General features: G+C 37.1%; 16 protein-coding genes and 2 riboswitches. Of the genes, 5 read left to right on the top strand and 11 right to left on the bottom strand.

The window, feature by feature from the left end; all coding sequences use genetic code 11:
* Positions 1-71 precede the first annotated feature (71 nt).
* Positions 72-262, bottom strand: a riboswitch (cobalamin riboswitch).
* Positions 263-264: 2 nt separating this feature from the next.
* From ftsZ to LJY09_RS02585, 3 genes are all read right to left on the bottom strand, one after another.
* Positions 265-1,269: a cell division protein FtsZ gene (ftsZ, locus tag LJY09_RS02595; RefSeq protein WP_028414335.1), complete on the bottom strand. Its 1,005-nt coding sequence runs from the start codon at positions 1,267-1,269 to the stop codon at positions 265-267.
* 359 nt (positions 1,270-1,628) lie between these two features.
* Positions 1,629-2,018, bottom strand: a complete 390-nt coding sequence (locus tag LJY09_RS02590) for a tautomerase family protein (RefSeq protein WP_028414336.1) — start codon at positions 2,016-2,018, stop codon at positions 1,629-1,631.
* Between the two features lie 167 nt (positions 2,019-2,185).
* On the bottom strand, positions 2,186-2,344 hold the full coding sequence (locus tag LJY09_RS02585; RefSeq protein WP_165635927.1) for a hypothetical protein: 159 nt from the start codon (positions 2,342-2,344) through the stop codon (positions 2,186-2,188).
* Between the two features lie 260 nt (positions 2,345-2,604).
* On the opposite strand from LJY09_RS02585, the gene LJY09_RS02580 reads away from it, so the two are divergent.
* Entirely contained in the window at positions 2,605-3,558 is a 954-nt protein-coding gene (locus tag LJY09_RS02580; protein WP_028414337.1) for a TRM11 family SAM-dependent methyltransferase, read from the top strand.
* 37 nt (positions 3,559-3,595) lie between these two features.
* Here LJY09_RS02580 and rluF read toward each other — a convergent pair whose 3' ends face one another.
* Positions 3,596-4,312 carry a 23S rRNA pseudouridine(2604) synthase RluF gene (rluF, locus tag LJY09_RS02575; RefSeq protein ID WP_014461744.1) on the bottom strand — a complete coding sequence of 239 codons (717 nt, stop codon included), beginning with the start codon at positions 4,310-4,312 and terminating at the stop codon, positions 3,596-3,598.
* Positions 4,313-4,588: 276 nt separating this feature from the next.
* On the opposite strand from rluF, the gene LJY09_RS02570 reads away from it, so the two are divergent.
* The gene (locus LJY09_RS02570) at positions 4,589-5,122 is read left to right on the top strand and encodes an MFS transporter (RefSeq protein ID WP_223546309.1); all 534 of its coding nucleotides are present in this window, start codon (positions 4,589-4,591) and stop codon (positions 5,120-5,122) included.
* Between the two features lie 56 nt (positions 5,123-5,178).
* On the opposite strand, the gene LJY09_RS02565 is transcribed toward LJY09_RS02570, so the two are convergent.
* From LJY09_RS02565 to LJY09_RS02550, 4 genes are all read right to left on the bottom strand, one after another.
* Positions 5,179-5,526 (bottom strand): hypothetical protein, encoded by a 348-nt coding sequence (locus LJY09_RS02565; RefSeq protein WP_099330600.1) that lies wholly within the window; start codon positions 5,524-5,526, stop codon positions 5,179-5,181.
* 27 nt (positions 5,527-5,553) lie between these two features.
* Positions 5,554-5,799, bottom strand: coding sequence for a hypothetical protein (locus LJY09_RS02560; protein WP_028414340.1), 246 nt, complete (start codon positions 5,797-5,799; stop codon positions 5,554-5,556).
* Between the two features lie 69 nt (positions 5,800-5,868).
* Positions 5,869-6,318 carry a hypothetical protein gene (locus LJY09_RS02555; RefSeq protein ID WP_028414341.1) on the bottom strand — a complete coding sequence of 150 codons (450 nt, stop codon included), beginning with the start codon at positions 6,316-6,318 and terminating at the stop codon, positions 5,869-5,871.
* Between the two features lie 435 nt (positions 6,319-6,753).
* Positions 6,754-7,242 carry a QueT transporter family protein gene (locus LJY09_RS02550; RefSeq protein ID WP_028414342.1) on the bottom strand — a complete coding sequence of 163 codons (489 nt, stop codon included), beginning with the start codon at positions 7,240-7,242 and terminating at the stop codon, positions 6,754-6,756.
* Positions 7,243-7,251: 9 nt separating this feature from the next.
* Positions 7,252-7,296, bottom strand: a riboswitch (PreQ1 riboswitch).
* A gap of 195 nt (positions 7,297-7,491) precedes the next feature.
* Here LJY09_RS02550 and LJY09_RS02545 point away from each other — a divergent pair.
* From LJY09_RS02545 to LJY09_RS02535, 3 genes are all read left to right on the top strand, one after another.
* Complete coding sequence (locus LJY09_RS02545) at positions 7,492-7,902, top strand: Lrp/AsnC family transcriptional regulator (RefSeq protein ID WP_028414343.1); 411 nt, start codon at positions 7,492-7,494, stop codon at positions 7,900-7,902.
* A 383-nt stretch (positions 7,903-8,285) separates the two neighbouring features.
* Complete coding sequence (locus LJY09_RS02540; protein ID WP_028414344.1) at positions 8,286-9,152, top strand: YitT family protein; 867 nt, start codon at positions 8,286-8,288, stop codon at positions 9,150-9,152.
* A 349-nt stretch (positions 9,153-9,501) separates the two neighbouring features.
* On the top strand, positions 9,502-9,720 hold the full coding sequence (locus LJY09_RS02535; protein WP_013055227.1) for a hypothetical protein: 219 nt from the start codon (positions 9,502-9,504) through the stop codon (positions 9,718-9,720).
* 244 nt (positions 9,721-9,964) lie between these two features.
* Here LJY09_RS02535 and LJY09_RS02530 read toward each other — a convergent pair whose 3' ends face one another.
* The 3 genes from LJY09_RS02530 to iolE all read right to left on the bottom strand — a co-directional run bounded on the left by LJY09_RS02530 (position 9,965) and on the right by iolE (position 12,870).
* Complete coding sequence (locus LJY09_RS02530) at positions 9,965-10,753, bottom strand: 5-deoxy-glucuronate isomerase (protein ID WP_028414345.1); 789 nt, start codon at positions 10,751-10,753, stop codon at positions 9,965-9,967.
* A 134-nt stretch (positions 10,754-10,887) separates the two neighbouring features.
* Positions 10,888-11,913: a LacI family DNA-binding transcriptional regulator gene (locus tag LJY09_RS02525; protein ID WP_028414346.1), complete on the bottom strand. Its 1,026-nt coding sequence runs from the start codon at positions 11,911-11,913 to the stop codon at positions 10,888-10,890.
* A 60-nt stretch (positions 11,914-11,973) separates the two neighbouring features.
* Positions 11,974-12,870, bottom strand: coding sequence for a myo-inosose-2 dehydratase (gene iolE, locus LJY09_RS02520; protein WP_028414347.1), 897 nt, complete (start codon positions 12,868-12,870; stop codon positions 11,974-11,976).
* Positions 12,871-12,939: the final 69 nt, after the last annotated feature.

Below are 12,939 nucleotides of genomic sequence, written 5' to 3'. Positions count from 1 at the left end.
TTCAGATAAACGTATCCCTTGTTTATCGTATTTTTGATTCTGCCAAAACACCTCCCTATCCTCGTAGGTTATTGTGTGCTGCGATTTATGGCAGGTCTCCTGGCTTCAAGTCACTGCCTTATACCGCCTTCCCGTCTCTAAATAGACAGTGGCTTTTTGACATAAGGCTCCTTGTTACAGTGGCGGGACCGCTCCGGATTTTCACCGGATTCCCTTTTAAGGCAATTGAAAAACAATTGCCACCATAAAAGCTGGTTATTTAATTTAGTAGCGTGCTCTTGAAACTCTAGAAGTGGAAGCTGATGGTGAAATATCTTCATCATCAAATCCAGTGGCAATAACGGTTACCATCATTTCGTCCTTTAAATCTTCATTAATCACAGATCCAAAAATCATATTTAAGTCCTGATCAGAAGCGGACGTGACAATATCTGCTGCTTCCTGTACTTCGTAAAGACTCAGGCTGCTGCCGCTCGTAATGTTCAGCAGCACGCCTCTTGCTCCATCAATCGATGCATCTAGCAGCGGACTAGAAATCGCTTTTTTCGCTGCTTCAATTGCTCGATCTGATCCCGAAGCTCGTCCGATACCCATAAGCGCAAATCCTTGATTAGACATAATTGTTTTTACATCAGCAAAGTCAAGGTTAATCAGCCCTGGAACAGCGATTAAATCTGAAATACCTTGAATACCTTGGCGAAGAACATTATCTGCTTCACGGAATGCTTCAAGCATAGGTGTCTTTTTATCAACGATTTCAAGCAAACGGTCGTTTGGAATGACAATAAGGGTATCTACCGATTCATTCATCGCAGTAATACCGCCTACTGCTTGCTTGGTACGTTTATTTCCTTCAAACTTGAAAGGACGAGTAACTACTCCAATTGTTAAAGCATTTAGTTCACGGGCAATTTGGGCAATAACCGGAGCTGCTCCAGTACCAGTGCCTCCCCCCATGCCAGCTGTTACGAATACCATATCTGCGCCTTGCAGTACTTCTTGAATTTGCTCTCTGCTTTCTTCTGCAGCTTCTCTTCCTACTTCTGGATTAGCTCCTGCACCTAATCCTCGCGTTAATGCCGCACCAATCTGCATTTTCACATCTGCTTTAGATAAATTAAGCGCCTGAGCATCCGTATTAACGGCGATAAATTCTACCCCTTGTACACCATGTTCAATCATACGGTTAACGGTGTTATTTCCTCCACCGCCGACTCCAATTACTTTAATTCGCACTAATGGCGATACATCTCCATCAAATCCAAACATTCTAAGTTCCTCCTCAATGATCAAAATTACTTTCTCTTATTATCCGAAAAAACACGTGAAGAACCTTTTACTCCTATGTTTAACGCGTAACTGTTCTTTTGTTTTACAGATTTTATACATTTCTCTTTTAACCTTTAAATCTTTACATCTTTATGTAAAATTATTGTTGTTCCGAAGTTAGTACGCCGAACTCTTTTTTGGTTTTCCCACTCAAAACGGCATATAAGCTTATTGTATCATTCATTTGACAGATGTCTGTATTTAATTTTGAGTAAGATGTGACTAAGAGAATAATATTTTTATAGACAAAATGAGAAAAAGCCCTTAGAAATAAGGGCTTCTCTAGATAATAAACCATTTTATAATTTCCCAGTTAAGAATTGAGCTTCTCCCATACCAAAGCTCCAGTCAGCATTACCGTTTTCAACAATTGAAATCATAATGTCGCTTGGCTGAATTCCGCAGCTTTCTCCCAGCTCTTTTACAATTAATTTGTAAAGAGCTTGTTTTTGCTCTTCTGTTCGCTGTTTGCTCGTCACACTTATAATAACCAAATCCTTGCTTCTCTCAAAGCCAAGACCTGTATCTTCAATAATCATTTCATGAGCAGGATGCTGATGTACAATTTGATAACGATCGCGTTCTGGGACGCCAAAGGCTTCTAGCATCGCTCGATGAGTAGCGTCTAGTAATGTTTTTAACTCTTTTTCGTCTCTTCCTTCTATTACATCAAATCTAAGTAATGGCATACTAAGTAACCTCCAGCTTTTTGTCTAATGTATTATTGCTTTATCATATCACAACTATCATTTGTAAAAAAAAGATACGCTATTCACAATGTGCTCTCTAGTGAAAGAGACCTCAAACTCTTCAATAAAAGCTGAACCTAATAAAAAGAAATGAGCAGCATAACGGCTCATTTCATTAGTACAAAAATATTTATAATAAGAGCTAAAATACATGCAGATACAATGGCAATGAGTACGTTCATCACAAGGTTTTGCGAGGATGTTTTAGCTTGTTTTTTCATATCAGCCCGACTCATCTGTTGCTTTTCATGATCACTTTTAGACATCACGTAGCCTCTCCTATTCATCAAAATGTCAGCAGTGTATAAATGATTTTTGAGAAACCTTGATCCAGTTCTTTTGTATAAACAGCAGCACATGCAGGTTATCATCAGTTATTTTAGCATGTTTTGTCAAATAAGTGGACTATGTAGCGCTTCAATTTAGTATTCACAGCCAAATATATTTAAATTCGTTGCTTTTCTCTTCTTTTCTCGCTATTGTTTGAGAAGAAGGATAATTAGATACGATAAAGGATGATACGATATTGAATAACCATACGCAGCTGCCTCAGTATATCTACACATACGCATGCAGCGAAGAGGAACTCTCACTATGTCAATTAGAGAGACGCTCTCTTTTTGAAATTGAAACTGAGAAACCTATCATAAAAAGCGCCGTTAAACTTGATCCAAGCAGAAGCCCTTTTATCAAAGAGCGATTAGATATTATGTATGAATCAGATGACCTTGCAGATATTTGCAAACAAGTAGAAGATATTGACCTTGGAGATCAAACATTTAAACTCATTTTTATGAAAATTAATGACTTAGAAAAAGATCAAAAAATAAGCTATAAAGGTCAGCGTGCGATTGAACGTGATGTGGGTTGGCATTTTGTAGCAGAAGCAGACTTGCATAACCCTGACCATTTGTTTGGAATTGTTCCATTTGAAGGACGCTGGTATTTTGGAAAATATCAAAAAAGCGAAGCTGTATGGCTGCATCATTTGAAGAAACCGCGTGAATACTCTACGGCACTCAGTACCCGCCTTGCAAGAGCTGTAGCTAACATTGCCGTTCCAAAGCCTGAAGGAATCAAAGCGATTGATCCATGCTGTGGTATTGGTACAGTCCTCGTAGAAGCTCTTTCAATGGGCATTGATATTGTAGGACGCGATATCAACCCACTTGTGACCGACGGATCTCGTGAAAATATTGCGCATTTCGGCTTAAAGGGTGATGTCAAAACCGGACCGATTTCGGATGTTACCACTCACTATGACGTAGCGATCATCGACATGCCTTACAATCTCTACACCCACGCGACGCCTGAAGATCAGCTTTCTATTTTAAAACACGCTCGCCGCTTTGCGGATAAAGTAGTCGTAATTACAGTAGACACGATTGACCATATGATTCATGAAGCTGGCTTTTCTATTTCAGATCGCTGCGTAGCGCGCAAAAGCGTATTTTCTAGACAAGTAGTTGTATGCGAATAAAAAAAGACACCAGTCTAACAGGCTGGTGTCTTTTGATTTACCACTCTTTAGGTTCATAGTCTAATTCTTTGAATAGCTGCGTACGCTCTTTTTTCGTTAAATCTCTCCATTGCCCAACAGGCAAGTTGTTTAAGTGAATATTCATAATACGCGTACGCTGAAGTCGGTATACTTCATATCCGAGCACTTCACACATACGGCGAATTTGACGATTTAAGCCCTGTGTTAAAATAATTTGAAACTCGTACTTAGACAGCTGTGTCACTTTACAAGGAAGCGTTTTTGTACCTAAAATTTTTACTCCCTCAGACATGTTTTTGATAAACTCGGGTGTAATCGGCTTATCTACTGCAACAATATATTCTTTTTCATGCTTGTTTTCTGCACGTAAAATTTCGTTAATAATATCGCCGTCATTTGTAAGTAAAATTAAGCCGTCTGAATCCTTATCTAGTCGTCCGACATGATGAATACGCAAAGGGTGATTGACTAAGTCAATGATGTTTCCCTTTACTTTTTTCTCACTCGTACTTGTAATGCCGACTGGTTTATTAAGTGCAATATATACATTATTTCGAGCAATCCGAAGCTGTTGGCCGCTTACTCGAATATCATCGCCAGGCTTAACTTGATCTCCGATTTTTGCAACCTTTCCATTAACGGTTACTCTTCCTTCACTAATTAACTTATCTGCCCCGCGTCTTGACGCTTTGCCAGATTCACTAATAAATTTATTCAGTCTCAGGTGAATCACAACCTTACATTTAAAAATTTTAAAATTTGTCTCTTCTATTAGAAACCGATATGTGTCAATTTCTATACCGTCCCTATCGTAACATGCTATACGCTTCTCGTCTTCTTTTAATTTCATTACTTGACTATATTTTTTTAACAGAAATAAAAGGATAGCCTCAAAATACTTTGTAAACTTATTCTTAACATTTCAAGCAATGCTTACACCTGTCAAACCAACGTCAATCTTCACTCCTATACAAGACCTAAACGTCTGGATTGACTGATCAGTATAGAGTTGCTACCATCAGGTTTTCTTATGCTTCCAGGAGGAGTAACGCTGGCTCTAACAGCTATGGTCGGAGGAAGTTTGTTTGATAAAATTGGATTTAAACCGCTGCTTTTAACAAGTTTAATTCTGTTAACGTTTATTTTAAGTTTGTTCACTACCATTTCAAGAGAAACAACCACGATGACCGCAGCTATTTTATACGCTGCCTTTACAATTGGCGTAGGTTTAAGCATAGGACCCGTAATGACGCTTGCTTTAAATCAAGTACCTAAACCGCTTCACGCTCACGGTTCAGCCATTTCAAATACGATTAACCAAGTTTCAGGCGCAATTGGACCCGCTTTGTATACAAGTATTATGACTATGGCTTCTCAGCACTTTATTCAACAATCAAATGAAACGAATAAAACGCTGTTACAAATAAAAAGTATGACAAGCGGAGTTCATACCGTCTATTATGTAGCCATCGCTTTCGCTATCATTTCGTTCCTGCTCGCTCTTACATTAAAGAAAAAAGATCAGCAGCTTGAAACGCAATAAGTGAGAAACTAACAAGAGCTGCTCATGGTTTGAGCAGCTCTTGTTACATGCAGAATTTATATTACAAATGTAAAAGCAATCATAGATACTATGAAAACAAGGATAATAATACCTCTCTTTTTTTCTGTTTTCCATGCTTCAATAGCGCCCGCGATACCACCAATGACTAAAATAAAAGTGCCTATAATGTGGAGAGGCAGCAGCGATAATACTCTACCTAAACTCGCCATCACTCCCCCAATCAATATAAAGCCTGTTGTTATAATCGATTTTAATGATGTTAAGTCTCGTATAGCTTCTTGTTTTTCAGTCTTACTCAGTTTAAAGTACTCTATTATACTAAAAGCAGCGGGTGTTCCCCATAAAATAAAGAAGCTAACTAATCTATCCGTGTCTACATTCACTGTTTATTCACCACCGCTATTAGTTTCTTATACACTTTTCCTAACCCATTTTTTAGAGATAAAAAAAGCGGCTGTAGCTGCTACAGCGGGAATCATAAAAGCAAAGCTACCAGAATAACTGCCAAACGTTACTTTACTTGATAATCCTTCGATTGAGCTCCACATAGTCGAACTTTCTGGAACATATAAGAGCGTAAGAATCATTCCTGATAGCAGTTGAAAGCTACCCAAGAAAACGATGAAACTAATGATAAATAGTCCATATCTCTTCAATAAAATCTCTCCCTTGATTTATATACGATTTCACGCTTCATAAGTTCCATCATTTAACAAATCCATGTATTATTCTCGCTTCAAAGATCCTCCAAAAGAAAATTGATGGTAGTCATCGATCTTATTCCAATATCCTATGCACTTTACGTCAGGCTCATCAATAGCTAACGCTTCTTTATTAATTCCTTTATAAGGAAGAAATGCAGTCAACTTTACCTTTTGTTTTGGCTTAATATTTAACTTATTGCCTTCTGCTAACACCTTAAATTTATTTTCAGAATAACCGTTTTTTATTTTTAGTGGATACGATAAAAATACGTCGTTTTGTTTGATGGTCAAATCGCTCTTGTTTACGAATTCCAATTCATACGAAATCCCTTGCTTCATCTTTTGTTCTTTGATGACGTTAATATGGATTTTTTCTAGTTCTCTTAAAGGAACGTTGTCTTCTTCTTTTGAACACCCGGCAAATAAGATAGCTAACACTAATAAAACAAGAATTCCTAACTTTCTATTCAAAAAATAATCCCCTCTCTCGTAACAAAGATTATTTTACAATTATAACTCAAAAAAGTTATTTAATGGTAAAAATACACAATTAAAAAAGCAAACCTTGTCGGTCTGCTTTTTTAATTGCTACGCATAGGTAATGTGTTGTTGTGCGAAAAACTTTTCGATAAGGAGTTTGCCAACTATATGTATATCGTAACAAAAGAAAAAAGAACGCGCTGTGAGATTTGTCACGTCTTCTTTCAAAATAATCTAATTGAATACTCGCTATTGCGTTACGCAAAAAGAGCAGAACGCAATAGCGACCTGCTCTTTTCACATGCTAGATATGGGTAATTTGTCCATGCGTGAAAAGCTCTTCAATAATAAGGGGTTTATCACTACACTTATAGAATAACAAAGAAAAAAAGATGCGGCTGTGAGATTTATCACAGCCGCATCTTTTTATCCAACTAGCTTATTAAATTGTACACGTTTATTAATGGCCGCCATAATTGGTGCTCCAACAAGCATAACCACAAACTCACCAACAGCTGTTGTTAACCATGTAAAGAAAAATGGTAAATCAAATGCTAGGTGCAGTTCAAACGCAATAATAAACATCGTAAACGTAAACACAAGTGTATTAATAAGCATACGAGCCCACATATTTTTAATGTAGCGCATAGAAAAAATGGTAATGAGTAATGATAGTACAGATTGTCCTACCCCAAACACCAGATCATAAGCGACCATTGGTGAAAAAAACAAATTCGTCAGAAATACCCCTAGTACAATGCCGTACACGTACTTTTTATTAAATACAATCAAATGATTGAACATTTCTGATATACGAAATTGGATATTGGTGAAGCCAAACGGCTGAATTAACATGCTAACAGCAATATACATAGCTGCTAAAAGACCGTTGACGCAAAGTGTTCTTATATTCATCTTACTATTCTCTCCTTAGTTTTTTAACGTGGGATGGTTACGAACCACGTAAACACTCAAAGAATCATACAGCAAGCTTAAGCTTTCGTCAATCTAGCTGTTTGCAAACTACTGCTGCTTTCATGTCTTCCATATTGACTGCTCTTTTTTCTTACTTTTCTTTAGTATAAAATAGAAGACGTATCCGTATACATAGGTGACATAAAGTAGTTAACCCTTTTGATTTGAAATACGAAAGGATTTGTAGCGATGTTAGATAATACAGATAAGCGCATACTAGAAGAGCTATCAAAAAATGGACGTATGAAGATGAAAGAATTAGGAGAAAAAGTGCATTTAACCGGACAAGCCGCTTCTGCTAGAGTATTAAAGTTAGAAGATGAAGGCATTATCAAAGGCTATACAATTAACATTGATGAACGAAAACTTGGCTACACCGTCCATGCATTTTTAAATATCTATACGCAGAGCATTCATCACCACCCCTACCTTACATTTGTAGAAAGTCAGAAGAAGTACGTCATCAACAACTTTAAAATCAGCGGCGATGGCTGCTACTTACTAGAATGTAAATTTCATTCGAATGAAGAATTAAATGATTTTTTGACAGAGCTAAATCAGCATGTGAATTACAAACTTTCAATCGTCATTAACAAATAAATTTTTTTAAAAAATAAAGGTATATTAATTTATGAAAATGGTAATCCTAATAACGTATTCCCCCTATTCCAATAAATTTGAAAATCCTTTGCGCCGTCGCAAAGGATTCTTTTTTTATGTAGGAAACCGCCTTCTATTTTTTGAAAAGTTGAACATCTCTCATAGCGTTGACATAGCGGTCAGAGGTTTATATAATCGGTGACATCGAAGCATAGAAAAGCAGACTCAAGACATTATACACGTATCGTAATTCTTCGTCTTAGAAGTTGATCAGTTTTATAACTAGACAATTTCTAAGACGTTTTTTATTTTATCATTTGTGAAACACTACTAAAAACAAGATTCCACGTGAAAATATCCTAATGATCAGGGAGGTTTGCATATTGAAAACAATCTATAAAGACATCATTTTAATTATTGCCGGAGCGCTTTTAGTTGCTGCATCCATTGACTTTTTTGTCATTCCAAATAAATTAGGTGACGGAAGTACGGTTGGTATTGCTCTTGTTTTATATTATTTATTTCATATCCCTACAAGTATCAGCACATTTCTTGTGAACCTTGTATTCATTGCCTTAGCTTATAAATTTCTAACTAAAAAAACGATTCTCTATACGATTCTAGGAGCTGTCATGACGTCCGTTTTCTTAGGTCTGGTCAGCTATATTCCTTTTCACGTTCACGACATGATTTTAGGAATTGTATTCGGGGCTTTACTAATGGGAACAGGACTGGCACTCATTTTTATCGCGGATGGATCTACCGGCGGCACAACTCTTTTAGCTTATTTATTAAACTACACAAAAGGCTACAATATCTCGAAAAGCATGTTCTACATGGACAGCGTCATTATTTTAGCATCGGTTTTTGCTATTGGCGTCAACAATACCCTCTATACTTTTATATTCGTCTATCTTTGTGCTAAAATCGTCGATGTTGTTATCGAAGGTTTCCACAACAAAAAAGCAATGACGATTATGTCTGATCAGTACAAAGACATTGCGCAAGTGATCACCAGTGAATTTGGAAATGCAGCTACCATCTTTTATGGATATGGCTACTACGCCAACAAAGATAAACGCATTATCTACGTTGTTATTAAAAAGAACGAGTTATTAAAAATTAAAAAGAAAATCCAGCAAATTGATCCGAATTCTTTTATTGTCATCCACGAAGTAAAAGAAGTTGTCGGCGGAAAATTTGGATTTATCGGCAATTCGCCTCATGAAACAAAAGCCGCTGCTAAATAAAAAAATCCACCTCTTGGTGGATTTTTTTATGAAAAAACCGTTAAGAAAAACGAAAAGATCCCTGCTAAAAAGTAAACTGACCCTAACGCAATTGCTCCTGTAAAGACCGTAAATACACTTAATCCGATAGCCACCTTCATTTTCATCCACATCCCTTTTTAGATTAGTAGTATAAGTATGTCCAAGAATAGAAGATTTATAACTATGCCACCCTATTTATTTCATATATCGATGCAACAATTGTCTATTCAACGTGTTCTAAAACCACCCCTGACGACATAACGTATAGGAAGGATTTCATATACACATCTTTGTATCACACATATCATATGAAATTAGGTGAGATAAAATGGTGGCTGTCCACTTTTTTGAAAACAGAAAGCTTCTATTAAGCCAGCTGAGGGAAAACATTCCTTCTACGGGTGATGATTTAAAGATTAAAGGACGAAAAGGAACCGTCGTGCTTGTGAATGACATCGATGAAAAAAATGTTCACGTGGAAGTTGCTTTAGAAAAAGTAGTGAAAAAGAACTTAGCGTTAGATAATGCTAAAAAGAAAAGGAGATAAGCGGCTACGCTTATCTCCTTTTTTTTGATTGACATACGATCTCTTGCTTCTGTTTAGAAAAAAAAGAGACTCCTAAAAAAGGAATCTGCCAAAAAGAGCGATATCATCGCCTGAATATTAATACAAGCTATACTTTAACATATAAAAACAAATTTTACAAAAATAAACTATTATTTTACGCATAATTATTTTTTTATTCGAGGTTTTTCAACATTTGAAACTCATTTTGTATAAAGAGTTTTATTTATTTTTCAGGCCAAATTTTTGCATCCGGCTCTAATAACCACTTATGCTCTTCTTCCATAATACGGTCTGTCCATGGATTATTGTCAAGATGGCGAATCATCCAGCAGAAGTACATCGCATAGCCGGGAGCCGTTGCTTGAGGATGATCTAATTCACCTGGAATTGTAATAAAACTATTATCAACTACACGGTATGCATCTTCTCCAACCATTGCACAGCCAAATCCTTGCGGCTTGTCAAAACGATAGTAATATACTTCAGGCTGATCATGATGATGAGGCGGATAGCTCGACCATCTTCCTGGATAAGAAATAACTTCTCCAATAACAAGGTTAGAATAAGGAGCGTTATTATAATCAAAGATTGTCCGAATGACACGCTGAGCGGTACCTTCCCATACTCCTTCACCAGCTACTGTATTTTGACAGTCTTCAGGCGTATATAATTTTGATGAAAATTCTTTTTCATTATCCGTTTTTTGAACTAGTACTTCACTATTGGCAAGCGCGGTAATTTTAACCTCCACATTTTTCGAAACGTGCAAACACCAAGGCTCTTCTTCAAAAAGAGACTCACGCTGAATTTCTTTCGAATGTCCTTCCCACTCTAGCTTTACCTTTCCTTCTAGTAAAAGAATAGCCGTTTCATTGTTGCTGTCTAGCAAGGTTTCCTCTTTTCCTTGAGACATATTATAAATCCCAATATCCATCAACATATCTTTGTGCTGACCGGCCATTTCTGTAAGTACGTTGTATCCTTTATTTAATTCACCTAATTTACCTAGCATGTTTAACTTCCTCCTTTATGTAGTAGCGCAATCAGAATTTACTAATCACTCATTTTTTCTTCATAGACTTTATACATTCTTTTGAATATGTGACTGTGAAGAGTTTTTATTAACAGCAATACTCTTGATTGTATTCAATTATTTGCAGATGCTGTGGCGTTTCTTCGTAACGGAGCCGTCGATTTCCGGACAATCAATTTCGGCTCAAGAAGTAAATGTTCTTTATGCATCGTTGAGTATTCCATTTCTCTAACCAGCAAATCCACTACGTTTACAGCCATTTCTTTTGTCGGTTGTGCTACCGTCGTCAACATGGGCGTGATGGTAGTAGAAAGAACGGTATTATCAAAGCCAATCACTGATAAGTCCTTCGGCACATCAATGTTGAATTCTTTTGCCGCTTGTATGACGCCAATAGCCAGTAAATCGTTACAAGCAAAAATAGCCGTCACTTTCTCCTTCATTAAAAAAATTTGCTTAGCACTTTCATATCCTTTTTGAATACTTGCTTCGGTCGTAATAACGTGCTGAGGTAACACAGTGATTCCATTTTCTTGCATGGCATCTCGAAAAGCATCTAAACGGGCGTGATTACTTTTTGCATTTTCTGTAATAATCGCAATTTTTTTATGATGCAAAGATAGCAAATAATCAGTCGCCAAATAGCTTCCCTTATAGTCATCCACTGTCACTGTATTAACAGATATGTGAGGGATTTCTGAAGCAATAACGCTAATGGGTATATCTTGCTTCAGCATATTTTTTAAAAGATTAGCATTGCGAAAAGCAGATGCTACAATTAAACCGTCGATTCTCTGACGAATTAACAGCGATAGATATTTTTTCTCTTTTTCCGCATCGTTATCGGTATTACACATTACAACATGGAAACCTCGCTCATGACTTCGGTCTTCTATGCTTCTTGCCAAATCGGCAAAAAAAGGGTTGGAGATGTCGGGTACGAGAAGCCCAATCGTTTTAGTAGGCTTTCCTGTTAAAGCAGATGCTACGACGCTTGGATGGTAATTCAACTGCCCCATAACCTCAATTACTTTTTGTCTTGTTCTTTCACTAATGTGACCGGTTTGATTGATAACTTTTGATACGGTGGAAATTGATACACCTGCTTCTTCAGCCACACTATAGATGGTTGGCTTCATTTCATCTCCTCCTTTCCTTTCATAAACATATAAAAGGCGTAAAACCTTTTACAATAGAAATTAAAGACCGCTTTTTTCTTTAATAAAGTTTCTTGCTTTTAACGCATATTCAAAAGGATTAGCAAGCGCTGGATCCTGTTCTGCTTCTACGACAAACCAGCCGTTATAATCAGAAGCGGCAAGCGTAGTAAATACTTCATCAAATTCAATAACTCCGTCGCCTGGAACAGTAAAGGCTCCTTCTTTTACCGCTTGCAAGAAGCTCAGGTCTTGTTGTTTGACTCGATCAACTACTTCTTGGCGAATATCTTTTAAATGAACATGTTTAATACGATGAAGATATTTTTTTAAGATATAAAGAGGTTCTTCGCCTGAAAAAACAAGATGACCGGTATCAAATAGGAGCGAAACAAGTTCTGGATTGGTAAGCTCCATTAGCTGCTCAATTTCTTCTGTTGTTTGGACGCCTGTTCCCATGTGATGATGATAGACAATATGCATATCTTTCTCTCTTGCTAGTTTCCCAAGATAGTGCAGGCCTTCTATAAGGCTGCTCCACTCTGTTGGCGTGAACACGGGCTTTTCTTTGAATAAAGGTACATCCATCATCCCTTGAATGCTGTGTCCTTGTTCAGATACAACAATTACTTTTGCTCCCATTTCGTATAAAAAATCGCGATGTTCAATAAATGGCGTCACCGTTTCTTCCAGCGGCTTTGTCGTTAAAAATGTACTAAACCATGCGCTTGCAATTTCTAAATTCCGAAGTGATAATGCCTTCCTTAAGATCGAAACATTTCGCGGATATTTGTTTCCTACCTCACTTCCTTTAAAACCGGTTAAAGCCATCTCACTGATACACTGTTCAAATGTATTTTCAGCTCCTAGTTCAGGCATGTCATCATTTGTCCAAGCGATTGGAGCAATCCCCAGTTTGACCGTGTTTTCCTTGAACATGTCTTCCTCTCCCCTATATCAAATTGAAAATGCTATTATATTCACCGAATGTTTCCCCCTCAACATCGG

The sequence above is a fragment of the Priestia sp. J2 genome (assembly GCF_020790095.1).
In the GTDB taxonomy this organism is placed as follows: Bacteria; Bacillota; Bacilli; order Bacillales; family Bacillaceae_H; genus Priestia; species Priestia zanthoxyli.
Note: the sequence above shows the minus strand (reverse complement) of the source record. Positions and strands in the feature narration are given on the sequence as shown.

What these genes read in the sequence shown, in the direction of transcription:
- LJY09_RS02525 (WP_028414346.1), bottom strand. Translation starts at nt 11,913, where the DNA reads ATGAAGCCAACCATCTATAGTGTGGCTGAAGAAGCAGGTGTATCAATT.
- ftsZ (WP_028414335.1), bottom strand. Translation starts at nt 1,269, where the DNA reads ATGTTTGGATTTGATGGAGATGTATCGCCATTAGTGCGAATTAAAGTA.
- LJY09_RS02585 (WP_165635927.1), bottom strand. Translation starts at nt 2,344, where the DNA reads ATGTCTAAAAGTGATCATGAAAAGCAACAGATGAGTCGGGCTGATATG.
- LJY09_RS02590 (WP_028414336.1), bottom strand. Translation starts at nt 2,018, where the DNA reads ATGCCATTACTTAGATTTGATGTAATAGAAGGAAGAGACGAAAAAGAG.
- LJY09_RS02550 (WP_028414342.1), bottom strand. Translation starts at nt 7,242, where the DNA reads ATGAATATAAGAACACTTTGCGTCAACGGTCTTTTAGCAGCTATGTAT.
- iolE (WP_028414347.1), bottom strand. Translation starts at nt 12,870, where the DNA reads ATGTTCAAGGAAAACACGGTCAAACTGGGGATTGCTCCAATCGCTTGG.
- LJY09_RS02545 (WP_028414343.1), top strand. Translation starts at nt 7,492, where the DNA reads ATGTTAGATAATACAGATAAGCGCATACTAGAAGAGCTATCAAAAAAT.
- LJY09_RS02530 (WP_028414345.1), bottom strand. Translation starts at nt 10,753, where the DNA reads ATGCTAGGTAAATTAGGTGAATTAAATAAAGGATACAACGTACTTACA.
- LJY09_RS02535 (WP_013055227.1), top strand. Translation starts at nt 9,502, where the DNA reads ATGGTGGCTGTCCACTTTTTTGAAAACAGAAAGCTTCTATTAAGCCAG.